The organism is Chryseobacterium nepalense (assembly GCF_023195755.1).
In the GTDB taxonomy this organism is placed as follows: Bacteria; Bacteroidota; Bacteroidia; order Flavobacteriales; family Weeksellaceae; genus Chryseobacterium; species Chryseobacterium nepalense.
Genome location: NZ_CP096203.1, coordinates 3,404,136 through 3,429,920 on the forward strand (window position 1 = coordinate 3,404,136; position 25,785 = coordinate 3,429,920).

The 25,785-nt window shown below is 34.1% G+C and carries 20 protein-coding genes; all 20 read left to right on the forward strand.

Features of this window, described 5'->3' with window-relative positions:
* Positions 1–298 precede the first annotated feature (298 nt).
* The 20 genes from M0D58_RS15375 (at position 299) to M0D58_RS15470 (ending at position 25,736) form a co-directional block, all read left to right on the forward strand.
* On the forward strand, positions 299–988 hold the full coding sequence (locus M0D58_RS15375; protein ID WP_248391305.1) for an ABC transporter ATP-binding protein: 690 nt from the start codon (positions 299–301) through the stop codon (positions 986–988).
* A gap of 118 nt (positions 989–1,106) precedes the next feature.
* Entirely contained in the window at positions 1,107–2,336 is a 1,230-nt protein-coding gene (locus M0D58_RS15380; protein WP_248391306.1) for an ABC transporter permease, read from the forward strand.
* A gap of 108 nt (positions 2,337–2,444) precedes the next feature.
* Positions 2,445–3,716 (forward strand): ABC transporter permease, encoded by a 1,272-nt coding sequence (locus M0D58_RS15385; RefSeq protein ID WP_248391307.1) that lies wholly within the window; start codon positions 2,445–2,447, stop codon positions 3,714–3,716.
* Between the two features lie 32 nt (positions 3,717–3,748).
* Positions 3,749–4,945, forward strand: coding sequence for an efflux RND transporter periplasmic adaptor subunit (locus M0D58_RS15390; RefSeq protein ID WP_248391308.1), 1,197 nt, complete (start codon positions 3,749–3,751; stop codon positions 4,943–4,945).
* A gap of 206 nt (positions 4,946–5,151) precedes the next feature.
* Positions 5,152–6,051, forward strand: a complete 900-nt coding sequence (locus M0D58_RS15395) for an NAD(P)/FAD-dependent oxidoreductase (protein WP_248391309.1) — start codon at positions 5,152–5,154, stop codon at positions 6,049–6,051.
* Positions 6,052–6,278: 227 nt separating this feature from the next.
* Positions 6,279–7,544 (forward strand): serine hydroxymethyltransferase, encoded by a 1,266-nt coding sequence (gene glyA / locus M0D58_RS15400; RefSeq protein ID WP_248391310.1) that lies wholly within the window; start codon positions 6,279–6,281, stop codon positions 7,542–7,544.
* 56 nt (positions 7,545–7,600) lie between these two features.
* Positions 7,601–8,059, forward strand: coding sequence for a regulatory protein RecX (locus M0D58_RS15405; RefSeq protein WP_248391311.1), 459 nt, complete (start codon positions 7,601–7,603; stop codon positions 8,057–8,059).
* A gap of 347 nt (positions 8,060–8,406) precedes the next feature.
* On the forward strand, positions 8,407–10,335 hold the full coding sequence (locus M0D58_RS15410; RefSeq protein WP_248391312.1) for a nucleoside-diphosphate sugar epimerase/dehydratase: 1,929 nt from the start codon (positions 8,407–8,409) through the stop codon (positions 10,333–10,335).
* Between the two features lie 41 nt (positions 10,336–10,376).
* The gene (locus tag M0D58_RS15415) at positions 10,377–11,195 is read left to right on the forward strand and encodes a polysaccharide biosynthesis/export family protein (protein WP_248391313.1); all 819 of its coding nucleotides are present in this window, start codon (positions 10,377–10,379) and stop codon (positions 11,193–11,195) included.
* A gap of 5 nt (positions 11,196–11,200) precedes the next feature.
* Positions 11,201–13,603: a GumC family protein gene (locus M0D58_RS15420; protein WP_248391315.1), complete on the forward strand. Its 2,403-nt coding sequence runs from the start codon at positions 11,201–11,203 to the stop codon at positions 13,601–13,603.
* Positions 13,600–14,892, forward strand: coding sequence for a nucleotide sugar dehydrogenase (locus M0D58_RS15425; protein WP_248391317.1), 1,293 nt, complete (start codon positions 13,600–13,602; stop codon positions 14,890–14,892). The genes M0D58_RS15420 and M0D58_RS15425 overlap by 4 nt, the downstream gene beginning before the upstream one ends.
* A gap of 10 nt (positions 14,893–14,902) precedes the next feature.
* A complete protein-coding gene (gene lhgO, locus M0D58_RS15430; protein WP_248391319.1) occupies positions 14,903–16,093 on the forward strand; it encodes an L-2-hydroxyglutarate oxidase in 1,191 nt (396 codons plus the stop codon).
* A 27-nt stretch (positions 16,094–16,120) separates the two neighbouring features.
* Entirely contained in the window at positions 16,121–17,245 is a 1,125-nt protein-coding gene (locus tag M0D58_RS15435; RefSeq protein WP_248391321.1) for a DegT/DnrJ/EryC1/StrS family aminotransferase, read from the forward strand.
* 6 nt (positions 17,246–17,251) lie between these two features.
* Positions 17,252–19,183: a dehydrogenase E1 component subunit alpha/beta gene (locus tag M0D58_RS15440; protein WP_248391323.1), complete on the forward strand. Its 1,932-nt coding sequence runs from the start codon at positions 17,252–17,254 to the stop codon at positions 19,181–19,183.
* On the forward strand, positions 19,176–20,330 hold the full coding sequence (locus tag M0D58_RS15445) for a hypothetical protein (RefSeq protein WP_248391325.1): 1,155 nt from the start codon (positions 19,176–19,178) through the stop codon (positions 20,328–20,330). The genes M0D58_RS15440 and M0D58_RS15445 overlap by 8 nt, the downstream gene beginning before the upstream one ends.
* Entirely contained in the window at positions 20,323–21,333 is a 1,011-nt protein-coding gene (locus M0D58_RS15450; protein ID WP_248391327.1) for a Gfo/Idh/MocA family protein, read from the forward strand. The genes M0D58_RS15445 and M0D58_RS15450 overlap by 8 nt, the downstream gene beginning before the upstream one ends.
* 10 nt (positions 21,334–21,343) lie before the next feature.
* Positions 21,344–22,609 carry a lipopolysaccharide biosynthesis protein gene (locus M0D58_RS15455; RefSeq protein WP_248391329.1) on the forward strand — a complete coding sequence of 422 codons (1,266 nt, stop codon included), beginning with the start codon at positions 21,344–21,346 and terminating at the stop codon, positions 22,607–22,609.
* Positions 22,599–23,783 carry an O-antigen ligase family protein gene (locus M0D58_RS15460; RefSeq protein ID WP_248391331.1) on the forward strand — a complete coding sequence of 395 codons (1,185 nt, stop codon included), beginning with the start codon at positions 22,599–22,601 and terminating at the stop codon, positions 23,781–23,783. Before M0D58_RS15455 ends, M0D58_RS15460 begins: the two co-directional genes overlap by 11 nt.
* Before the next feature lie 52 nt (positions 23,784–23,835).
* Positions 23,836–25,005 (forward strand): glycosyltransferase family 4 protein, encoded by a 1,170-nt coding sequence (locus tag M0D58_RS15465; RefSeq protein WP_248391333.1) that lies wholly within the window; start codon positions 23,836–23,838, stop codon positions 25,003–25,005.
* On the forward strand, positions 25,002–25,736 hold the full coding sequence (locus tag M0D58_RS15470; protein ID WP_248391335.1) for a glycosyltransferase: 735 nt from the start codon (positions 25,002–25,004) through the stop codon (positions 25,734–25,736). Before M0D58_RS15465 ends, M0D58_RS15470 begins: the two co-directional genes overlap by 4 nt.
* Positions 25,737–25,785 lie beyond the last annotated feature (49 nt).

Consider the following 25,785-nt stretch of genomic DNA (forward strand, 5'->3'; position numbering starts at 1 on the left):
TGATGAACATGTACAAAGTTAGAAAACAAGAACTGTATTTAAAAGGGCGAAACACTAAATGATTGAGTTTTAACCTTAAAAGTTTTCCACATTTACATCAAAACCGCTTAAATACTGGCTTACAAAGGAGTATCATTGAAAAATGTTTGTTAAAAGCCGATTGAAGTTAAACAGTTTTTTATAAAGTTCTATTAATAAAGGACAAATTTATTAAACAATAATTTAATTAAAGAATTTTTCTTTCTGCGTAACAAATTAAAATTTATACCTACTTATTGGATAAAACATATCCCGCTTCATGTTAGTAATTCAGGATTTACATAAGTCATACGATACCGGAAAAAGTAAGCTTCATGTTCTTAAAGGAATTAACCTTACCATTTCCGAAGGTGAGTTTGTTTCTATTATGGGGAGTTCCGGATCCGGAAAATCAACCCTGCTTAATATTATCGGTATTCTTGATGAAAAGGATTCCGGAATATATGAGCTGGATGGCGTTCCGATAGAACACCTTTCGGAAGTAAAAGCTGCGGAGTACAGGAGTAAATTTTTAGGATTTATCTTTCAGTCATTCAACCTGATCGGGTATAAAACCGCTCTGGATAATGTTGCCCTTCCTTTATATTACCAGAATGTTCCGAGAAAAGAACGTGAACGCAGAGCAATGGAGTATCTGGAAAAAGTAGGGCTTGCGCAGTGGGCCAACCATTTGCCCAATGAACTTTCGGGAGGGCAGAAACAGAGAGTTGCCATCGCAAGGGCTCTGATCACCAACCCAAAAGTTGTGCTTGCCGATGAGCCTACCGGAGCATTGGATTCCAAAACCACACACGATATTATGAAACTGCTTCAGGATATTAATAATGAAGGAAAAACTATCATTGTTGTTACACACGAACCGGATGTGGCTGCCCAAACCAAACGAAATGTCATTCTGAAAGACGGAATTATAGAAAGTGATGAGTTTATTAAGCAGCTGGTTTTATAGGCTGGAAAATGGGAGACGGAAGCCTGGGGATGAAAAAGAAAATTTTAATAATTAAATAAATCAGCGGAAAGAGTGGAGACTTTCATCATCAGACTTCCCGCTTCAAATCTAAAGAAATATGTTCGACTTAGATCGCTGGCAGGAAATATTCAGTTCTATTCGCAGTAATGTATTGCGGACGGTACTTTCCGGCTTTACTGTGGCTTTGGGATTATTTATTTTTATTGTTCTGTTCGGGATAGGAACGGGCCTGCAGAATGCATTTACACAAGGTTTTGCAAGAGATGCCCAAAACCTGATTTCCATTGTAACAGGAAAAACAACGATTGCCTACAATGGACTTCAGTCTGACAGACAAGTGACCATGAATAATGACGACTACGATTTCCTTGTTAATATTGATAAAGAAAAAGTAGGAAGTTCCACTCCAAGATATACATCCAATTTATTGGTTAAATACGGTAAAGAGAGCGGCAATTATCAGATTAACGGGGCCAAGCCTGAAGAGCAGACCATTGAAAACAGAAAAATCCTTGAAGGAAGATATCTTACTCCTACTGATTTGGAAAGAAAACAGAATGTAGCTGTAATCGGAAGGATGGTTCAGCGTGACCTTATCAAAAACGGAAGTCCTGTAGGAAAAGAATTAAATATCAACGGAACCATGTTTAAAGTGGTTGGTGTATTTTCAGATGACGGCGGCGACTGGGACGAGAGGCACATTACTGTTCCGATTACTACATTGCAGCAGATGAAAAAAGGTTCGGATACCGTGAGCATTAATTATATCGCTTATAATGAAAAATTAACGCCCCAGGAAGCCATAAAGTACGGAGACGAACTAAAAGAAAGGCTAAAATCAAGAAAAAATGTAGCACCGGACGATGAAAACGGTGTAAGGGTCTGGAACAATGCCCAGAATATGAACGATACTTTTGCATTCATGGCAGTACTAACCGGAATTGTCGGCTTTATCGGTTTGGGAACGCTGGCAGCCGGAATTATCGGGATCAGCAATATTATGGTATATATCGTAAAAGAAAGGACCAAGGAAATCGGGGTGCGGAAAGCGATCGGAGCGAAACCAAAAACTATTGTGGCGCTGATTGTTCAGGAAAGTGTTGTGATTACGGTAATCTCCGGATTAATTGGGGTTGGTCTCGGTGTGCTGGCTCTCTACTTAATAGGAAATAATCTGGAAGAATATTTTATTAAAGATCCTAGTGTAGGGTGGGGACACATTTTTGCGGCATTCATAGCACTGGTTTTTTCAGGATTGATTGCAGGATTTGTGCCGGCTTACAGAGCTTCTAAAATTAAACCTATTGAAGCACTGAGAACAGAATGATGAACGGTGAACGGTGAATTTTGCTTCACAAGTTAATTTAGGTCTCAGAAAAATTGACTATTGTCGCAGAGATTGACCATTGTTAGTATAAAAAGATTGACAGCTAAAATGAATATATTATTTAAAAAAGATACTTGGCAGGAAATTTATTATTCACTCAGGAATAATAAGCTTCGGACTTTCCTTACCATGATTGGTGTGGGTTGGGGTATGTTTTTGTATGTAAGTCTTCTGGGAGCAGCTAAAGGAATGGAGAACGGCTTTGATAAGCTCTTTTCCGGATTTGCTACCAATTCTATTTTTCTCTGGGCGCAAAACACATCTATTCCTTACGAAGGTTTCCCTAAAGGAAGACAGATGCACCTCCATCTTTCTGATATCGACATGCTGAAAAGAAAAATTTCCGAAATTGATTACATTTCACCACAGAATTCAAGAGGAAGTTTCACGGGAACACCGGGAGAATCCATGTCAAGAAACGGGAAAAGCGGAACCTATGCTTTAACAGGAGATTATCCGGTAGGAAATAAGATCTCGGAAAAGAAACTGATTTTCGGTAGGTATATCAATGATGCAGATGTTTCCGGAAATAAAAATGTAGCGGTAATCGGAGAAGAGATTTATAAAAACTTTTTTGATTCTAAAAAGAATGAAAGCCCAATTGGGAAATCCATTAATATTAAAGGAATCTTTTTTAACGTGATCGGTGTATTCAGAATAAAGAAAAACGGAGGGTTTGAAAATGATCAAACAGTTTTTATCCCGCTTTCCACTTATACCAAAATGTATAATGCAGGAGATCAGATTGATATGTTTGCTATTGTGAGTAAACCTAATGTCGACGTGAATTCCGTTGAAAAAACCGTAAAACTTGAATTAAAAGCTAAAAATAAAGTTTCTCCAGAAGATACCAATGCTTTCGGAAGCTTTAATCTCGGCAAAGAATTTAAAAAATTGACGGGCTTTCTTACGGGAATGCAGCTTCTTACCATTATTGTGGGAACATTAACCATTCTTGCGGGAGTAATTGCCATTTCAAATATCCTTTTGATTACCGTTAAAGAAAGAACTAAAGAAATAGGAATCCGAAGAGCATTAGGGGCAAAACCTTCCGAAGTGAGAAACCAGATTCTCCTGGAAAGTGTCGTGATTACGTTGTCTTCCGGACTTTTAGGTTTTATGTTCGGGATTTTTGTGCTTATGATTTTAAATGTAGCCACCCAGGGACAGGATTCATTTCCTTTTTATAATCCTACGGTCAATTATGGAAATGTTTTTGCGGCGATGGCGGTTATGGTGATTTTAGGACTTATCATAGGAATGATTCCGGCACAAAGAGCGGTAAAAATACGTCCTATTGAAGCATTAAGAACAGAATAAAACTTTAATTTAAATAAAAATAAACTATACATATGAAAAAGAAATTCACCTGGAAAAAAGCCATTTATATTATTCTCGGGCTTTTATTTGCAGTGGCGCTGTTCTCAGGAATCAGATATTTTGTAAAATCCAATTCTAAGCAGAGCGAAGCTTTTCTTACCCGTAAGCCTACTGTTCAGAATATGGAAGACAAGGTAATGGCGACAGGAAAAATTATTCCAAAGGAAGAAATCGAAATCAAACCCAATATAGCAGGAATTATTGACAAAATTTTAGTGGACGAAGGCGACAGGGTGGAGGCCGGACAGTTGATCGCGACCGTAAGGATTGTCCCGAATATTGCTGAAGTGAATAATGCGCAACAAAATGTAAATAATCAGCAGCTCCAGATCAGCAATGCCAGGATGAATGTTGAAAACATGCGTAAGCAGTTTGAAATGCAGGAAAGACTTTACAAACAAGGAGTTGCCTCAAAACAGGAGTTTTTAAATGCACAACAGCAGCTTTATACAACACAACAGGCATTGAAAAATTCCCAACAGCAGCTCGTGACTGCGCAAAAAGCATTGCAGATTGCAAAAACAGGAGCTACTCCGGAACTTCAGGGGCTTGCTACAACGCAGATTCGTTCAAAAGCTGCAGGAACGGTTCTTGAAGTTCCTGTAAAAGTAGGAAGTCAGGTAATTGAAGCCAACTCTTTTAACGCAGGGACCACCATTTGTTCTATCGCCGATCTCAATTCTTTAATTTTTCAGGGAGAGATTGACGAGGCGCAGGCAGGAAAGCTTAAACAAGGAATGGATATGAAAATCGTCATCGGTGCTCTTCAGAATAAAACATTTCCGGGAAGACTGACGATGATTGCTCCGAAAGGTAAAGATAACAACGGAACGATCAAATTCCCTGTGGAAGGAGATGTATTCAACCCAAATAATGAATACATCAGAGCGGGATTTTCTGCCAACGGCGAAATTGTACTCACCTCAAAGAAAAACGCTTTATTGCTGGATGAATCTTTAATTCAGTATGAAAAGAAAAACGGTAAAGATGTACCTTTCGTTGAAGTGAAGCAAAAAGACGGTAAGTTCAAAAAAGTATACGTAAAATTAGGAGCAAGCGACGGAATTAATGTGGAAATTCTTTCCGGAATTCGCCCAGATGCAGAAGTAAAAGTCTGGAATCCTTCTGATAAAGACAAAGAAGAATTGAAAGAAAAATCAAAAAAATAGTAAACTAACACTATAGATTCAGATGTAGTCCTGGGAATTATTCTCAGGATTTTTTTATTCAATTCATTTCTTAATCCTGTGTGTGTTTATGTATTTTCAGATATGGTAATTATTAATGCAATTTTGTTGCATTAGTGAATTTATTTTTATCTTTGCTGAATAATAACGGTTCGTTACTTGTAGTAACTATCAACAAATAAATACTTATGAAAAATAACTTTGACGTAATCATAATAGGAGGAAGCTATACTGGACTTTCTGCCGGAATGTCTCTCGGAAGATCATTAAGAAATGTTTTGATTATCGACAGCGGAAAACCTTGTAACTGGCAGACTCCTCATTCACATAACTTTCTTACGCAGGATGGTAAAGCTCCGAAAGAAATTTCAGAAATAGCAAAAGACCAGGTTTTAAAATATGAAACGGTAAGTTTTCTTGAAGGCAGGGTTGCAAAAACATCTCAAAATTCAGAAGGTTTTGAAGTGGAAATAGATAACGGTGAAAAATTTTCAGCTAAAAAAATAATTCTGGCTTCCGGAGTTAAAGATCAGATACCGGATATTAAAGGATTTGCCGAGTGTTGGGGGATTTCCGTGATCCATTGTCCTTATTGTCACGGCTATGAGGTTAAAGGTAAAAAAACAGGAATTCTTTCCAACGGTGATCTTGCTTTCGAATTTTCAAAACTGGTTTTTAATCTGTCTAAAGATCTCAGTTTATTTACCAACGGAGAATGTACATTAAATGAAGAACAGATAGAGAGATTCAGTCAAAATAAAATTAATATTGTTGAAGACGAAATAAAAGAAATTGTTCATGAAAATGGTAATATCCGGAAAATTGTATTTAAAAACGGAAGCGAAAAAGCTCTTGAAGCATTGTATGCAAAAATTCCTTTTGAGCAGAATATCAATACCGAAGATTTACAGCTTGAACTTACCGAGCATGGGTTTATTAAAATAGACCATTTTCATAAAACAAGTACCGATGGTGTATTTGCCTGTGGTGACAATACCACCATGATGCGATCTGTAGCCAATGCGGTTGCGCAGGGAAATTTTACCGGAGCCATTGTGAATAAAGAATTATCAGAAGACGGATTTTAATTTCTTTTGATTCATACGATATTCCTCTCAAAGTATTTGGGAGGATTTTTTTATTTCATTTTAAAAATTTAAGGTAAGAATCAGAAAATACTGTGGAAATCTCATTAAACAGCAAATATTCAGGATGTATTGTTAATGATAAGGCTAAAAATCATATGGATGTATACCGCAATCTCGGCGGAAATTTCGTATTTTTGGGGTGAAAAATTTCAAAAACTAAAAGTAAAATGGATATTATTTTCGACCTGATTGAAAAAGAAAGACAAAGACAAACTCATGGAATTGAGATGATTGCATCAGAGAACTTTGTTTCTGATAATGTGATGAAAGCCGTGGGAAGTGTGCTTACCAATAAATATGCTGAAGGATATCCCGGAAAAAGATATTACGGAGGTTGCGAAGTAGTAGATGAGGTTGAAACGCTGGCTATTGAAAGAGCAAAACAGCTTTTTGGGGTGGACTATGTAAATGTACAGCCGCATTCAGGTTCTCAGGCGAATGCCGCCATTTATCTTGCCGTTTTAAAACCGGGCGACAAAATTATGGGAATGGATCTTTCTATGGGAGGTCACCTTACTCATGGTTCTTCGGTTAATTTTTCAGGAATTCAGTATGATGTGGTTTCTTACGGAGTGCAGCAAGAGACTGGTCTTATCGATTACGATCAAATGAGAGAAGTTGCTCTGAGAGAAAAGCCTAAAATGCTTATCGCCGGTTTTTCAGCATATTCTCGTGATCTTGATTATGCCAAATTCAGAGAAGTAGCAGACGAAATTGGTGCGACACTTTGGGCAGATATTGCACATCCTGCCGGTTTGGTAGCTAAAGGTCTATTGAATTCCCCATTTGAGCACTGTCATGTTGTAACGACAACTACTCATAAAACATTGAGAGGTCCGCGTGGAGGAATGATTATGATGGGAAAAGATTTTGAAAATACATATGGCCACAAAACTCCGAAAGGGGAAATCAAAATGATGAGCCAGGTATTGGATGGTTCCGTTTTTCCGGGTATTCAGGGAGGTCCGCTGGAGCATGTGATTGCCGGAAAAGCAGTTGCTTTCGGGGAAGCTTTGGATGTGAAATTTGAAACCTATGCAAAGCAGGTAAAATCCAATGCACAGGCATTAGCAAAAGCAATGATTGACAGAGGTTTTGATATTGTAAGCGGAGGAACGGATAATCATTTAATGCTTGTAGATCTCAGAAACAAAGGTGTAAACGGTAAAGAAACTGAAAAAGCTTTGGTGCTTGCTGATATTACCTGCAACAAGAACATGGTTCCTTTTGATGACAAATCACCATTTACAACTTCAGGGATCAGATTGGGAACTGCAGCTATCACCACAAGAGGATTGAAAGAGAATGATATGGATACTATTGCAGGATTAATTTCTGAAGTAGTAGACAATATTAAAAATGAAGAAGTACTTACTTCCGTTAGAAAAAAAGTGAATGAATTAATGGAAGGCAAAGCTTTATTTAACTATTAATTAATATCAAAATAAAATATAAAGAATGGGCATCTGCTCATTCTTTTTTATGGAATATGGAAAAGAAATCGTTCACTTTTGATGAGATAAAACAAAAGCTGGTAAACTATTGTGTGTACCAGGATCGCTGTCATTATGAAGTTGAACAAAAAATGAAAGAGTTTCTCCTTATTGATGAAGCGAAAGAGGAAATCATGCTTTATCTTTTACAGGAAAATTATTTAAATGAAGAACGGTTTACGCGAAGCTATATCCGCGGGAAATTTTATATTAAACACTGGGGAAAAACGAAAATTAAAATTCACCTTAAACAAAAGCAGGTTCCTGAAAAATTAATTAATGCATGCTTTGATGAAATTGATGAACAGGATTATAGCAAAACGATCCGCAAAATCTATGAAGATTATTATTTGAAGCAAAAAGGGCTTAAAGAATATCAGCGTAAATCAAAAACCATAAAATATTTAATGAGCAGGGGGTTTGAATATGAAAAAATAAATGATATTTTTGAATAATATTAAAAAAATAAGGCAGTTTAGAGTAAAAAGAGAATTTAAAAATTATTAACTATAGAAAGAAATTTATTCATTACATAGAAAAAACAATTTTGATTGGCAGTATGTTGCTTAATTTTTAAATACAGTGATAAACATAATTGCTATGTGGTATGTTTTTTGCCAGGGTTGTTTTCTATTCCGCAGAATATCTGAAGAGAATAATTCATAATACCATATTATCTCTGAACTAAATTTAATTTTTAAATACTGATAATAGATGAAATTTTATTTTAAATTTGCATCAATACTTTCGAATGTGAAGGTCAGATTATACATTTTTATACACATGAATACCATTAAAGACAATGTACAACTCTTTTAGAAAGAAAATGTTCGGAGGAGATAATGTTGTCAATCTCTCGGATGTAAGATATCTGCCACGGTGGATAATTCTTGTAATAGATATTATCATATTGGTAATATCACTATTTTTAGCTACCTATATTATAGAAAAAATTACGCGGTCTGAATTTATTTACCACAATGATAAGATTGTAGTATTTGCAGGAGTGATATTTTCGAATGTCATGTTTATGTATGTTTTTAAAACATATGCAGGTATTATAAGACACTCTACTTTTATAGATCTTTTTAAACTACTTATCTCATGCTTCTGTACATTGTTCTTAGTAGGAAGTGCCAACATCATTTGTGAGTGGATAACAGGGAAAGAATTTATTATTAATCCTTTTCTTATATTGTATTTCATAATTTCCTTTATGGGGCTTTTTCTGTTCAGGCTTTATGTGAAAGAGTTCTTTCATATAGTGAGAGAATACAGAAGAAGCACATTGAAGAAAAGAATTCTTGTACTGGGAATTGATGAACAGTCTATTGCCATTGCAAGGGCAATTTTGGATAATCCTAGCCTTCCTTACCACGTAGTAGGATTTCTTACACAGCGTACAGACTCTAAGAGAGCATATTTACTGGGAAAGCCCATTTTTGCCAAAGAAAAAATAGAAGAAAACGCTAAAGAAGAACTTCTTATTGATGGCATAATCATCATTAAAGAAATGATGTCTAAAGATGAAATGAATTCCTGGGTGAATTTATTTCTTGAAAAAGATCTCAATATATTCAAAGCACCATCGGTACAAAAGCTACGTGACAGTGATTTTGCGGGTTCCATCCGTAATCTTCAGATTGAGGATCTTCTGAACAGAAAACCGATTAAGATTGAAAACGAAGAAATCAAGAGAAGACATTTTAATAAGAACATCCTTGTAACAGGCGGAGCAGGCTCAATAGGTAGCGAAATTGTGCGCCAGGTTGCACAGTTTAATCCCTCACTTATTGTGGTTCTGGATCAGGCGGAAACACCTTTGTACGATATTGAACTGGAAATGAAAGAGAAGTTTCCTCATGTCAGATTCAAATTTGTACTGGCAGATGTCTCTAATAAACACAGGATAGAACCTTTATTCCAAACCTACAACTTTTCCATGGTATACCATGCGGCAGCCTATAAACACGTTCCGTTGGTGGAAGAGAATCCTCACGAAGGAATTCTTGTGAATGTACTCGGATCCAAAATTATAGCAACACTGTCCAGCAAATATAAGGTAAACCGATTCGTAATGATTTCTACAGATAAGGCGGTAAATCCCACCAATGTGATGGGAGCATCAAAAAGAGCTGCTGAATTATTTGTGCAGTCGTTGCAGAATGTAGAAGGGAACACTACCAAATTTATTACTACCCGGTTCGGAAATGTTTTGGGATCCAACGGATCGGTAATTCCGCATTTCAAAAGACAGATTGAAGCCGGAGGACCTGTTACCATTACCCACCCGGATATTGTAAGATATTTTATGACGATTCCTGAAGCCTGCGAACTGGTACTACAGGCTGGTACGATGGGTCAGGGAGGAGAAATCTTTGTTTTTGACATGGGAGAGCCGGTGAAAATACTGGATCTGGCAAGAAGAATGATCAAGCTGTCGGGATTTGAGCCGAACATTGATATTAAAATTATTTATACAGGGCTAAGGCCAGGTGAAAAATTGTATGAGGAATTATTAAGTGACGATGCCAAAACATTGCCTACTCATAATGAAAAAATCATGATTTCCAAAGATCCTATCATGGAATTCCTGGAGATAGAAACGCTTGTAAATTCTATTACCAAAGCTTCCTTAAGAAGAGATAAAGTTGAAGTAGTAAAACTTCTGAAGATAATTGTTCCGGAATTCAGAAGTAATAATTCAATATATGAAGTACTGGATAAATAGAATAATTTAAATGTATATATTTGTACAATTTTTAAAAAACGATGAAAGGTAAAATATTGGTAATATTATCAGCATTTATAATAGTTTCCTGTAAAACTAATCCCAATGCTAAAAATGATCTGAACTATTTGCAAAATATTGAAAAGGTAGCAATTGAATCATCCGCAAGAAATTCTGAAAATACTGTTCAGAAAGGGGATCAGCTGGTTATTCTTATCACAGCAAAAGATATGGATGTTGTAAAACCTTTTAACCAAAATTATTCTTCATCAGAAATTATACAAACCAACTCGTTTGCGGGAGGGAATACACCTAATCAGGGTGTTACTACAATATCAGGCCCTACTTATATTGTAGATGTTAATGGTAATATTGATTTTCCTGTTTTGGGAATTATTAATACGGAAGGAAAAACCCTAGAAGGCCTGAAGGCTGACCTAAGGGAGAAAATGCAGAAATATGTTATTAACCCTACCATAAATATCAGATTAGCTAATTTTAAAGTAACGGTATTGGGAGAGGTAAACAGACAGGGGGATTATATCATATCAAACGGACAGGGAACCATTCTTAATGCTCTTGGGATGGCCGGTGATCTTACCATGTACGGAAAAAGAGATCAGATATTGGTGATCAGAACTGAAAATGGCCAGGTTATTCATGGAAAAGTAAATTTGCAGGACGCTAATCTTATCAATTCGCCATATTATTATTTAAAGCAGGGAGATGCCATCATCGTAGCTTCCAGCAACGCAAAAGATATTCAGGCAAAACAAAACCCCAATACAGGACTTTATTTAACTGCAATTTCGATCGGTGTCACAGCTATTGCCGTTGTAGTAAGTTTATTTAAGAAATAAAATTGATGAATAACCAAAATAACCCAGGAAATTTAAAAGCAAATAACGAATCAAATAGTATTGATATAAATGAGATTATAAGACCCTATTTGAGGAAATGGCCATGGTTTATAGTAAGTGCATTAGTTGCATTTGTGATAGGATATATTGCTTTAAAATTCACGGTCCCCATTTATAATATACAGTCTACTGTATTGATTAAAGATGCAAAAAATTCCTCATCTCCTGTAAATAATGAGCTTGGATTATTACCGGATCTAACCAGTTTTGGAGGTTTAAAAACAAATAGTATTGCTAACGAAATAGAAATACTAAAATCAAAAAAAATAATGAGAGAGGTTGTTATAAATAAAAACCTCCAGACAAATATTATAGCAAAAGGAAGAATTACCACTTTAGAACTTTATAAAGAAACTTCACCTATAGAAGTGAAAATAATTTCTGAAAAAAGAACTCAGGATGAAAATGCTGCCATCAATCTTAATATAGACGGCGATAAGCTTACTTTATTCTCGGAAAAGCTTAAAAAAGGAAAAATACTAACTTCCTATGGAAAAATGATAGCGCTTCCATTCGCAAATATTATTATAATAAAAAATACCAAATTTAATCCGTCTCTGGTAAAAGGTATTGATACAAAAAATCTTGAACTGCAAATCTCATCAGTAGAAAATAAAGTTAATAACCTGCAATCTGCACTTAATGTATCTCTGATTACTAAAGATGCAACTGTTTTAAAGCTTGATTTTAAATATCCACAAATATCAAAAGCCGAAGATATACTGAATAGTCTTATTATAGCTTATAATAACGAGGCTATTTTAGATAAAGACATTGAATCACAAAAAACGTTGAATTTTATTGAAGACAGAATTAAAAAACTTTCCGGAGAATTGGGTGAAGTTGAAAATGAAAAAGAAAATTTTAAGTCGAGAAATAATCTTACAGACCTGGAAACTGAAGCAAAGATTAATCTTGAAAGTTCGGCTACTGCAAGGACCAAACAATTGGAAATTGATGCTCAACTTGAACTTACCAATTCATTGATCGGATTTGTTTCTAATCAAGGTCAATATCAGGTATTACCTGCAAATGTAGGGCTGGATAATCCTGAGACAATTTCAGGAATTTCAGCATATAACCAGTTAGTAATACAAAGAAACAGGTTATTAGAATCAGGAACTGCAGACAACCCCGTTATTGTTGATGTCACTAAACAGATTCAATCCTTGAGAAACTCGATAATGCAGAGCCTTCAAAGAAATAGAACAGGGCTGGAGCTTGCAAGAAATGAATATCTTGGAGAACAAAATAAAGTTGCAGGGAAAATTTCAAAACTTCCTTCTGTAGAAAAAATGTTCAGAAGTATTGAAAGACAGCAACAAATAAAAGAAAATTTATATCTGCTTTTATTACAAAAAAGAGAGGAAACAGCTATCGCACAATCTATTACCGCTCCGAAAGCTAGAGTTATAGATAAAGCATATGCTTCAAACAATCCGGTTTCACCCAAAAGAAATGTTGTGCTTCTGGCAGCAGTATTCATCGGCTTATTAATGCCGTTTCTTATTATTTACCTGAAAGAACTTCTGAATAATAAGATTGAAACCAAACATGATCTGGAAATTTTAATAAAGGCCCCTGTTATTGCAGAGCTGCCAAGCCTTGAAAGTGGCGATTCAGAAATTGTGAAAGTAAATGATATAACACCTTTGGCAGAAGCTTTCAGAATTCTTATTACCAATATGAATTTTATGCTTCCTAAAGATAATAAAGGAAAAGTTATTTTTGTTACCTCTACTGTAAAAGGTGAAGGAAAAACATTCACATCGGTTAACCTCGCTTTAACACTGGCAAATCCTAAGAAAAAAGCAATTATCATCGGTTCAGATATCAGAAACCCTCAGTTACAAAGATATAATCCTGCACGAAAAGGTCTTGCAGGGCTTACGGAGTATCTTTATTCCGATGATACCAAATTGGAAGATATCATTCATGTTTCTTCGTTTAACCCTCATCTGGATGTAATTTATTCCGGAATGATACCGCCGAATCCTACAGAATTGCTTTCAAACGGACGATATGAAGCATTATTGGAAGCGTTGAAGGACAAATACAATTACATTATTTTAGATACCGCGCCGCTGCTCCTCGTTACGGATACCTTCCTTATTGCAGAAATGGCTGATATGACCATCTATGTTTCAAGATCCAAATATACAGAGAAGTCATTATTGAAATTTGCCAATACCAATATTGATCAAAATAAGATCAAAAATGTAGGTTTTGTACTCAATGACGTAAGCCGAGAAAATTTAGGATATAATAATAAATATGGATATGGATATAATAATATCCATGATAAAACATGGTTTGAAAAAATTAAAGATAAATTTACACAAAGATGAAATCATATAGAATAGCTGTTATAGGACAGGGGTATGTCGGGCTACCGCTATCTCTGGAGTTTGCAAATCATTATCCTGTCCTGGGATTTGATATTAACCCTATAAGAGTTGATCAGCTTAACCAGGGAAACGATGTTACTCTGGAAGCAGATAAAAAAAAGCTCGATGAAAGCTTAAAAAAATACAATGAAACAAATGGATCAACAGGATACAAAGCAACGAGCGAATTATCCGATATTGCTTCGTCAAATGTTTACATTGTAACAGTTCCCACTCCCATTGACAAGTATAATGCACCGGATCTTAATCCTTTAATTTCGGCCTCGAAAATGCTGGGAGGTATCATCAAAAAAGATGATATTGTGATTTATGAATCTACAGTTTTTCCCGGCTGCACCGAGGAAGAATGTGTTCCTGTACTGGAAAAACATTCCGGATTAAAATACAATGAAGATTTCTTTGTAGGATATTCTCCTGAAAGAATCAACCCGGGAGATAAAGTCAATACACTTACAAATGTTAAAAAAGTTACATCCGGATCTACAGAAAAAGCAGCTGAAGAAGTAGATAATCTTTACAAAAAAATTATTACGGCAGGAACACATAAAGCGCCAAGCCTTAAAGTTGCAGAAGCTTCAAAAGCAATAGAAAATGCGCAACGTGACGTGAATATTTCTTTTGTAAACGAATTGGCTTTAATTTTTGATAGATTAGGAATCGATACCCACGATGTTTTAGAAGCAGCCGGTACAAAATATAATTTCCTCAAATACAAACCTGGTTTAGTGGGCGGACATTGCATCTCCGTAGATCCGTATTATCTTGCCCATAAAGCAGAACAGTTGGGATATCATCCTGATGTAATCTTATCCGGACGTCGTGTGAATGATTCTATTGCCAAATTTATTGCTTCTAAAGTGGTAAAACTTCTCATCGCGAAAGGTGGCGTTATCAAAGATTCGGAAGCGCTGATTTTAGGTGTTACCTTTAAAGAAAATTGTCCCGATATAAGAAATACTAAAGTAATTGATATCTATACAGAACTTAAAGACTACGGAGTAAATATAGATATCTATGATCCCTGGGCCGATAAAGATGAAATAAGGCATGAATACGGGATAAATATTTTAGATACTTTAATTGAAGGGAAAAAATACGATTCAATTATTGTAGCGGTTTCCCACAATGAATTTATCCAGCTGGATCTTAATCAGCTGAAAAAGGATAATGCCGTAGTTTTTGATACTAAAGCTTGTTTTGACCGGAATTTAGTAGACGCAAGATTATAAAATAATAAACATGAACTACGATATCATTATTGTTGGTGCAGGTTTAGTAGGATTAGCCACGGCATATCAGACAAAACTTAAAAATCCCGCTTCTAAGATCTTAATTTTAGAAAAAGAAAATAATGTGGCTGCACATCAGTCGGGGCACAACAGTGGAGTAATTCATAGCGGAATCTATTACAAACCGGGAAGTTTAAAAGCAAAAAACTGTATTGAAGGATATAATTCCGTCATTAATTTTGCCAAAGAATACGGAATCAAATATGATCTCTGCGGAAAAATTATTGTTGCAACCTCACAGGAAGAATTACCGCTTCTGGATAATATTTACAAAAGAGGTGTAGATAACGGCCTTCAGAATCTTAAATATCTTTCAAGAGAAGAATTTCGCGAAATTGAACCTCATTGCGAAGGGGTAAAGGCAATAAAAGTTCCGCAGACAGGAATTATCGATTACCCGGGAATCGCAGGTAAAATTAAAGAGCTTTTTGAAGAATTAGGCGGTGAAATAAGATTTAATAACGAGGTTAAAAATATCATTAATAAAAATGATGAAATCGTTGTTACAACCGGCCATTCAGAATTCAAAACAAAAAAGCTGATCTCCTGTGCGGGATTATATTCAGACAAGGTCACTAAAATGACCAATGATAAGAATGATGTCATTATTATTCCTTTTCGCGGAGAGTATTATAAAATAAAAGATGAAAAGAAATATTTGGTAAAACATCTTATTTATCCTGTTCCGGATCCTAATTTCCCTTTTCTGGGAGTTCATTTTACCAGAATGGTTGATGGAAATATTGAAGCCGGACCTAATGCCGTTCTGGCATTTAGAAAAGAAGGATATCGTTTTTTTGATTTTGATTTTTCTGAAACCATGGAAACCCTTTTTTGGCCCGGCTTTAGAAAAATTGTTGGCAAGTATGGCAAAACCGGACTGGGAGAGATGCATCGCTCTTTATCAAAAGCGGCTTTTACCAAAGCACTGCAAAAGCTGCTTCCCGAAATACAGGAAAGCGATCTTGTTCCGGGAGGAGCAGGTGTCCGTGCACAGGCCTGCGACAGAAACGGAACCTTAATTGATGATTTTGATATTGTAAAGAACGGCAATATTATTCACGTCAGAAATGCACCTTCACCGGCTGCAACTTCCTGCCTTTCCATTGGAGAGAAAATCAGTAAATTAGTAGAAAACTAATGAAAACACTCAGATAAAACAAATTGTATGAAAATTCAGATGGTTGACTTAAAAAGTCAATACGAAAAAATAAAGGAGGAAGTCAATGCAGGAATTCAGGAATGCATCGATAATACCGCGTTTATTAACGGACCAGCAGTAAAAGAATTTCAGCAGGAATTTGAAAAATACCTAAACGTAAAACATGTAATTCCATGTGCAAACGGAACAGATGCTTTACAGATTGCAATGATGGCTTTGGATTTAAAACCGGGAGATGAAGTAATCTGTCCTGCCTTTACCTATGTAGCTACCGCGGAAGTAATCGGACTTTTAGGGCTAAAACCTATTATGGTGGATGTTGATGAAAATACGTTCAATATTGCCCCAGAAGGATTGGAAAATTATATTACCCCAAAGACAAAGGCTATTGTGCCCGTCCATTTATATGGGCAAAGTGCAGAGATGAAAAAAATTCTTGATTTTGCCGAAAAGCACAATCTATTTGTAATTGAAGACAATGCTCAGGCCATAGGTTCAGATTATACATTTCCAGACGGAACATCCATGAAAACGGGAACAATAGGTCATATCGGATGCACTTCTTTCTTTCCTTCCAAAAATCTGGGATGCTATGGAGACGGGGGAGCATTAATGACAAATGATGATGATCTGGCGACAAAAATCAGAATGATTGCCAATCATGGGCAGCAAAAAAAATACTATCATAAAGTGCTGGGGTGTAACTCCCGACTTGATACTATTCAGGCAGCTGTATTAAATGTAAAATTAAAGCATCTTGATCATTACTCAGCTTCCAGAAATCAGATGGCGGCATATTATGATGAAAATCTTAAAGAAATACCTGAAATCCAAGTTCCCGAAAGGGCAAAAAATGCCACCCATGTTTTTCACCAGTACACGCTGAAAGTGAAAAATGGAAAAAGAGACGCACTGCAACAATACCTGGCCGCAAAAGATATTCCCAGCATGATCTATTATCCGCTGCCATTATACAGACAGGAGGCTTTTGAGCAATATGTGGAAGAAGGCTTTAGCCTGCCGGTTACGGAAAAACTTTGTTCGGAAGTAATTTCTCTTCCTGTTCATACAGAATTTAATCAACAGGTTTCAGATTATATAATTTCTGAGATTAAAAACTTTTTTAACTAATTAATCATGAATTATACTAAAGCAATACTTATAAGAGAATTTGAAAAACTGCTTTTGGATCAATTTTCAAAAGGAACTCTTAATGGTACAGTTCATACCTGTGTTGGGCAGGAAACGATTGCAGTTGCTATTTCTGAAAACTTTAAAAAAGGGGATAAAGTTTTTTCTAATCATAGAGGACACGGACATTTTATTTCCGTTGGTGGAGATGTAAAACTTTTGCTTGCGGAAATGCTTGGAAAAAAGTGTGGTATTTCGTCAGGAATTGGTGGAAGTCAGCATCTTTACAATGATAATTTTATAAGCAATGGAATTCAGGGAGGTTTGGCGCCAGTTGCAGTTGGTTATGCTTATGTAAATAAATTGAAAAACAATGATAATATTTCCATAGTTTTCCTCGGAGATGGTACCATGGGAGAAGGAGTCGTATATGAAGCCCTTAATTTGGCTGCAATCTATTCGTCACCAACGCTGTTTGTGATGGAAAACAACGGATATGCACAGTCAACTCCTTTTAAAATGGTAAAAAAGGGCGAGATCAAAAATAGAGTTGAAGGCTTCGGCGTAACCTATTTAAAAACGTCAATCTGGGCGTCTGATTTTGAAAAAACAGTACATGAAGCAATTGTAAAAACAAGAGAAGGACAGCCTGTTTTCTTAGAAATTGAATGCTATAGACTAAATTCACATTCAAAAGGGGATGACAATAGAGATACTGTTGAAATTGAAAGATATGTAGAAATAGATCCGATTAATGTTTTTTATAAAGAATATGGAGATAAGGCATTAGAATATGAAAGTTCTGCTAAAGAGTTATTGTACAAATATCTTGAAGAACTCTCTGCTGAAGAATCGCTTAGCACAATGAAAAAGCATCTGTCAATTTATAATAAAAAAATTGATATAGAAAAGTTTGCAATAGAAAAGTTAGGAAAAAGAATAAACAAACTTATTAATGAAGGGCTTGATATTTTTTTAGCAAAAGAAAATTCACTTTTCTTAGGTGAAGATATTATGCAGACTACGGAATATACGCCGGGCAATTACGGAGGAGCATTCAAAGTCTCTGAAAAATTAAGCGAAAAATATAAAAACAGAGTCTTTAATACTCCTATTTGTGAAAGTTCCATTATTGGGTTTGCAATTGGATCATCATTAAACGGATATAAATCGATTGCAGAAATTATGTTTGGTGATTTTATGACCCTTGCTTTTGATCAGATATTACAACAGGGATCAAAGATTCCTGAAATGTTCGGACAAAAAGTAGAACTTCCGATGATTATAAGAACTCCAATGGGAGGAAGAAGAGGATACGGACCTACACACTCACAAAATATTGAGAAACATTTTTTATTTATCCCCAATACAAGGGTTTTAGCGTTAAATTCTTTTTACAATCCCAAAAATATTTTTGAATCTTTATATCAGTATAATGATATTTTAACATTAATTATTGAAGATAAAATTTCCTATACAAAAGAAATATTTTGGAAAGATCTTAAAGGCTATGAAATATACCAAACAAGAGAAGAGTTTCCGACTTTAATATTTAGCCCGGCAAAAATAAATCCTAACTTAACAATTCTTTGTTATGGAGGTATGTTGGATGAGGTATTGGCATCTATTGATGATTTAATTGCTGAAGAAATTTTCCCTGAAATAATATGTGCTATTCAGATTTCTCCATTTAATATCAATAGAGTTGTAGATAGCATAGGAAAAACTAAAAACATTTGTATTGTTGAAGAAGGGTCAAAATATGCAGGATTATCAGGAGAGATTTTCTCATATTTTGTAGAACACAAAATAGAAATAGACAAAGCACTAAGAATTTCTAATGAAAGTTTAATACCTTGTGCTAAAGAGGCAGAATTAGCAACTATCCCAAATAAAAACATCATTTTCAACGAGATTAAAAATTTTTTTTATGAATAAGTACTTTATAGAGCAGATTAATGTAAGTGATAATGAATATCTTATAACTGCTATATTGTTTCAAAACGGGGATAAAGTTAAGAAGGGAGATGTAATTTTTTCTTATGAATCTTCCAAGGCAGACTTTGACGGAGAATCTGAGCATGACGGCTATATTTACTACAACCCTACGCTTTTACTCAAAAAAAACTATAAAATAGGATATTTGTTGGCTGTAGTTTCTGAAGAAAAGATAACTAATTTTGAAGATGTTTTTAAAGAAGATAATAATATAGAATTACAATCTGCTATTGTCAAAAATAATGATAAGATTATTACTAAGAAAGCACAGAAATTAATCGAAGAAAATAATATTGATCCCGGTGTTTTTACAGAAGAGATTGTTTCTGAAGAAATTGTTTTAAATTATCTTCAAAAAAAGAATAAGCATACTTTCCAGGATATTGGTTTTTACTACTCTGGCATTTTAGACTTTAAAATTAATAACGGACAGAAAAGACTAGCAATTATTGGAGCAGGAAAGGCAGCCTTGCAGCTTCTGGATACTGTTTTCGAACTTAAAAATATTAACCCCGTTGTTTTATATGATGGTAATCAAGATATTATAGGAAAGAAACTTTTAGGAATAGAAATAAAACAACTTTCCATTGAGAATATTATGAAAGATTTCAAAGATGATATTTTTGACGAAATCATCATATCCTTTTCAGGAAATATTGCTGAAAGAAAAAAATGGTTTGATTTGCTTGAAAAAAATGATCTTGTCATAGCCAATATTTTCCATCCTACATGCATTATAAGCCATTTTGTAAATTTTGGGAAAGGAAATATCTTTTTTGCCAATACCCGAATAGGTCCTTTTGTGGAAATTGGTAATAATAATGTGGTCTCATCATATTGCAGTTTTGAACATCATAATAAATTAGGAGATCATAATACATTCGGTCCATCTGTTATTTTTTCAGGAAGCTGTACCATTGGGGATGAAATTAAATTTGGTACTGGTATTTTCATAGAGCCCAGGGTTAGTATTGAAAGCAATAGTATAATTGCTTCAGGATGTGTTGTACAAAAAAATATTCCTGGAAGCAGCATTTTAAGAAACACGACAAAATTTGAAATAAAAAAAATAAATACAGGTGAATAAAATAAAATTTGCGGTTGTCGGCTGTGGCCATATTGGTAAAAGACACGCAGAAATGATATCCAGAAATTCTGAATGTGAACTTGTAGCTCTGATAGATATAAGAGATAAATCCTTATTGGGGATTGAAAGCTATAATGTGCCTTTTTTTAAATCATTAGATGATTTTTTAAATTCAGGAATTGAAACAGACGTTATCAATATCGCATCACCTAATGGGTTTCATTTTGAACAGGCTTATTTAGCAATTTCTGCAGGCAAACATGTAGTGGTAGAAAAACCGATGGCACTAAAAAAACAGCATGCCGAAAAACTTATTTTCCAGGCTTTGCATAAACATAAACAGATTTTTGCCGTCATGCAGAACAGGTATTCGCCACCTTCTGCATGGATCAAGGAAATGATAGAAAGTGGTAAACTGGGACAGGTCTATATGGTCCAACTCAACTGCTATTGGAATCGTGACAGCAGATATTATAAACCTGAATCCTGGCACGGTAAAATAGAGCTCGACGGCGGGACACTTTTTACCCAGTTTTCTCATTTTATTGATATCATGTATTGGCTGTTTGGGGATATTACCAATATTCAGGGAAAATTTGCCGATTTTAACCATAAAGACCTCACTGATTTTGAAGATTCGGGTTTTGTAAACTTTGATTTTGTAGAAGGAGGAATGGGATCTTTAAATTATTCCACTTCCGTTTGGAACCAAAATCTTGAAAGTTCAATGACAATTATTGCAGAAAATGGTTCTGTAAAAATTGGGGGACAATATATGGATAAGGTGGAAGTCTGTAATATCAAGGATTACACCATGCCCCAGCTTCCTCCTACAAACCCGGGAAATGATTATGGAGCCTATAAGGGTTCTGCTGCCAACCATCATTATATTATTGAAAATGTTGTAGATGTTTTGAAAGAAAGAAATACAATCACCACCAATGCATTGGAAGGATTAAAAGTGGTAGATATTATAGAAAGGATTTATTCACAAAAAGTATAAAGACCAGATTTTGAAGGAGCAGTTAAAGCAATTATACAAAAACCAGTTTTTAAAAAATGTATCAACTTTGGTTTTTGGCAGTATAATTAGTCAGGCTGTGGTTGTTATTTCGGCACCACTGCTTTCAAGATTATTTTCTGTTGAATCTTTTGGAATTCTCTCAATTTTTACCAGTTTAACTGTTTTTTTTGCTGTATTGTCTACGGGGCGGTATGAGTTTGCCATTGGTCTTCCGGAAAATGATGATAAAGCATTAAAAATATTTAAACTAATTATTTATATAGGAGCATTCGTATCGGTATTTTATTTTGCTGTAATTTTTTTGTTAAAGGTTATACTTAAGGTTCATGATAAAACAGGCTTTCTAGTTCAGAAAGAATCTTTCATAGCTCCTCTTTATATATTTTTTATTGCTGTTTATTCTGCTTTGGGATATTGGAAACAAAGAAAAAAAGAATATAAAAAAATAACAATAGCTAATGCACTTCAGGTAATTGCAACTACAATTTTTAGTGTAACATTCGGATTGTTAAAAATTAGTTCAGGGATGATATGGGGGCTCATAATCGGGATTTTTATATCAACTCTTTATTTATTTATTGAAGAAAAGAATCTTTCTTATACAATAATTAAACAAAAAAATGTAGTAGATATTGCCAAGGAATATTATTCTTTCCCACGTTATATGATTTTTTCAGATCTTTCCTTAACGGCTAGCCAACAGTTTATACCTATTGTGTTTTCGGTGCTTTACAGTACAACTATTGTAGGTTTTTTTTCATTAGCAAACAGGATGCTGCGTTTACCAAATATTGTTATTACAGGCTCTATTGGTAATGTGTTTAGAAATGATGCAATTGATGAAATAAGAAAAAAAGGAAATTGTGAAACATTATATAGATCTACACTAAAAAAGCTTACCATACTATCTTTGCCAATATATCTTACGATATTTCTTATAGCTCCAACAATTTTTGATGTTATTTTTGGAAAAGAATGGAAAATTGCAGGCTACTTTGCAAGAATCATGTCTATAATGCTTCTTTTTGAATTTATTGCAATACCTCTTAATACACTATTTTATGTAAGAGAGAAACAAAAAATATTAATGAGGCTTCAGGTATTAAATTCTATTCTTACATTTATAGCAATATTTCTTGGATATTATTTTTTTAAAGACTATTATTATTCTCTGATATTATATTCTTCAGTTTCGATTATATCAAATATAAATTTTATAATTTTTACAAATAAATTGTCAAAAGGTGCCATTTAGAAAAATCAATAAATTGCAGGTTACTTTCTTAGTATCCATGCTTTTTGGGTATGAACTCATATCTTTTTTTCCGGGTTTATTAGAAATGGAATCATCAAGACCTGTTTCCGTTGGGTACAGGATAATAGTATTTTTATTGGGAACATTAGTTATTTTAAAAAACAGACTGGTTTTAAAGCCACAACATTTTTTAATTTATTTCTTCTGGTTGCTATATCTTTTGAGATTGGTTTATGATACAGCCTTTGTTCCTGGACTACAAACTCCATTGGTAGACTATTGGGCTTTTTCAGTTATTATTATCCTTACGTCTCTTGCCTGCACCACCAATTTTTCTCAAAGTACGATACTATCAGCAAGAAAATGGGTACTTATTGTTTTGTGTATTGTTAATGTTTGGGGCTTATATAACAATATTACGCAACCTAAATTAGTTCCAGATGATGTACTCGTAAGAGCGGATGCTAATGAATCTTTTAATACACTCTCATTTGGTAAAGCTGCAGCCACAATGTTTCTTGTCTGCTTTATGATATTTATGGAAAAAAATAAAATGATTTATAAAATTCTGCTTATTGTAATAATGGCATTAAGTATTTTTAATATCTTCATTGCTGGTTCCAGAGGTCCTTTCATTCAACTTGTGTTAATTATTGGATTATACTTATTAAGTCAAAGGAAGGCTATACACATAAAGTATATTATATGGCTTGCCGTTATTGCTATTGGTGTTTTTACAATATTTCCTGAATACCTCGATAGTTCAAGACTGTTGTTTGAAAGAATTAGTGAAACAGGCTTTTCATCTAACGACAGTGATAGGATAAGAGGTGAACTCTTTAATTCAGCATGGGAACAATTTCTTAATCATCCTTTTTTGGGCGACTCAATAGAAACTAAAATAGGAGGCACATATCCTCACAATATTGTTTTGGAAGCATTAATGACAACAGGTTTTGTGGGAGGAATTATTATGATCATCATTACAGTGGGTGGATTGAAAAATGGTATAAAATATTTAAAAATTTCCGATTATAATTGGATTGGTGCAATACTAATTTTAAATATTATTTCTTCGTTTTCATCAGGAAGTATTTCTAACGATATGCTCCTATGGCCACTTTTGACATTAACTGTTAATAGTCAAATTGATGAAGTTAACGGGGAAGTGTAAAATTAATGCCGAAATTGTGAAGATATTTTATTATTATATTTAAATTGAAAAGATGAAAATATTATTTATTTGTGATTACTACGATGATTCACAATTATATCAGGAACCCATGCTTTCCAAATATTATAGGCATCTGGGACATAAAGTGTATATAATTACTTCACACCATAAAGATGTTTTCAATTATGTATCTGAAAAAAACGTTAAAGTAAATTTTAAAGAAACGGTTTTAGGAAGATATGGGGAAATAATTTACAGACTGCCTTATACAATTAATGTTTTAAATAAAATAAAAAAGTTTTCAAATATTTTTTCTATTCTGGATGAAGTAGCTCCTGATATGGTTTTCTTACATGATATAAGCTTTAATCTTCATGAGGTAATAAAATATAAAAGAAAAAATAAAAGTATAAAAATTATCATGGATTATCACGCTGATTATTCTAACAGCGGTAAGAACTGGGTGTCAATAAATATACTTCACAGAATAATCCGTAAAAGATATTTACATTTCTATTTAAAACATATCGATAAAATTTTCCCTATAGTTCCGCATGGAGCAAAGTTTTTAAATGAAATATATTCAATTGAAAATAACAGAATGGAAATACTTCCATTAGGTGTAGACACTCTGGCCGTAGAAGAGATAAAGAGTAACATTAAGGATTATAAAAAACAAATATTATCAAAATATAATATAAATGAAAACGCACTATTACTTGTTAGTGGAGGCAAGTTAGACGAATTGAAAAAGACAGATTTACTTATTCAGGCAATGGGCAATTTGCCCTCGAATGTCCATTTGTTATTATTTGGGAAACCAACGACTGAAAAATATAAGTTATATTTAGAAAAATTATCAGAAGGTTTAAATGTACATTTCATAGGCTGGATAACCGCAGAAGAAACGTTGAAGTTATATCTGATTTCCGATATTGCTGTTTTTCCAGCCAGTCAGTCAGTGTTATGGCAACAGGCAATTGGAGCCGGATTACCCCTTTTAGTAGGAGATTCTGGAGGGCAAAGTGCGGAATATATGAATAAAAATAATAACATTATTGTTGTTGACAAAGAAAATCTGAACGTTAATACATTTAGTAATATTCTTACCGAATTAATACGCGATGAAAGAAAGAGAAAGAATATGTCTGAAGGAGCTGTATTAACGACAAAAACATACTTAGATTATAAAATAATTGCTGAAAAAACTTTAATTGTATGAATATAAGTGTTTGTTTGGCAACGTATAATGGTGAAAAATATATTGAAACACAGATCAATTCAATTTTACCACAATTATCGGGAAATGATGAACTAATTATCATTGACGATGGTTCTAAGGATAAAACTGTTGATATTATAAAAAGTCTTAATTCAAGATACATCAAAATTTTTATAAACGAAAAGAATTTAGGCCATGTAAAAACTTTTGAAAAGCTATTAAGTTTAGCCCAAAATCAATTGTTGTTCTTGTCCGATCAGGATGATATCTGGATTGAATCTAAAATAGAAATCTATAAAAAATATTTTGATGATAATGATGTCCTTCTTATTAGTGATAATTCATATTTTATAGATAATAAAGGAAACGAAATACATGCTAATATAGTAAAATTATCAAAAGAAAGTTCCCAAAACTATTCAAAAAATATAATTGATATTTATAGTGGCACAGCTGGTTATTACGGCTGTGGAATGGCGATGAAAAAAGATATTTTAGATGTCATCCTTCCAATACCTACTTACATTGAATCACATGATTTATGGATTGCAATGGCAGCAAATATGATGAGATCTAATCTACACATTGATGATAAAACTTTTTATAGAAGAATTCATGATGAAAATGACAGTCTGAGAAAAAGAAAATTTTTTAAAAAGATTTTCTCAAGATATATCTTTTTAAGATCTCAGGTAGAAATATTAAAAAGGTTAAAAAAAATAAAAAGATAATTTTTACTTACTATACTATAAAGATTTGCTCCTAATATAATAGTTAAAA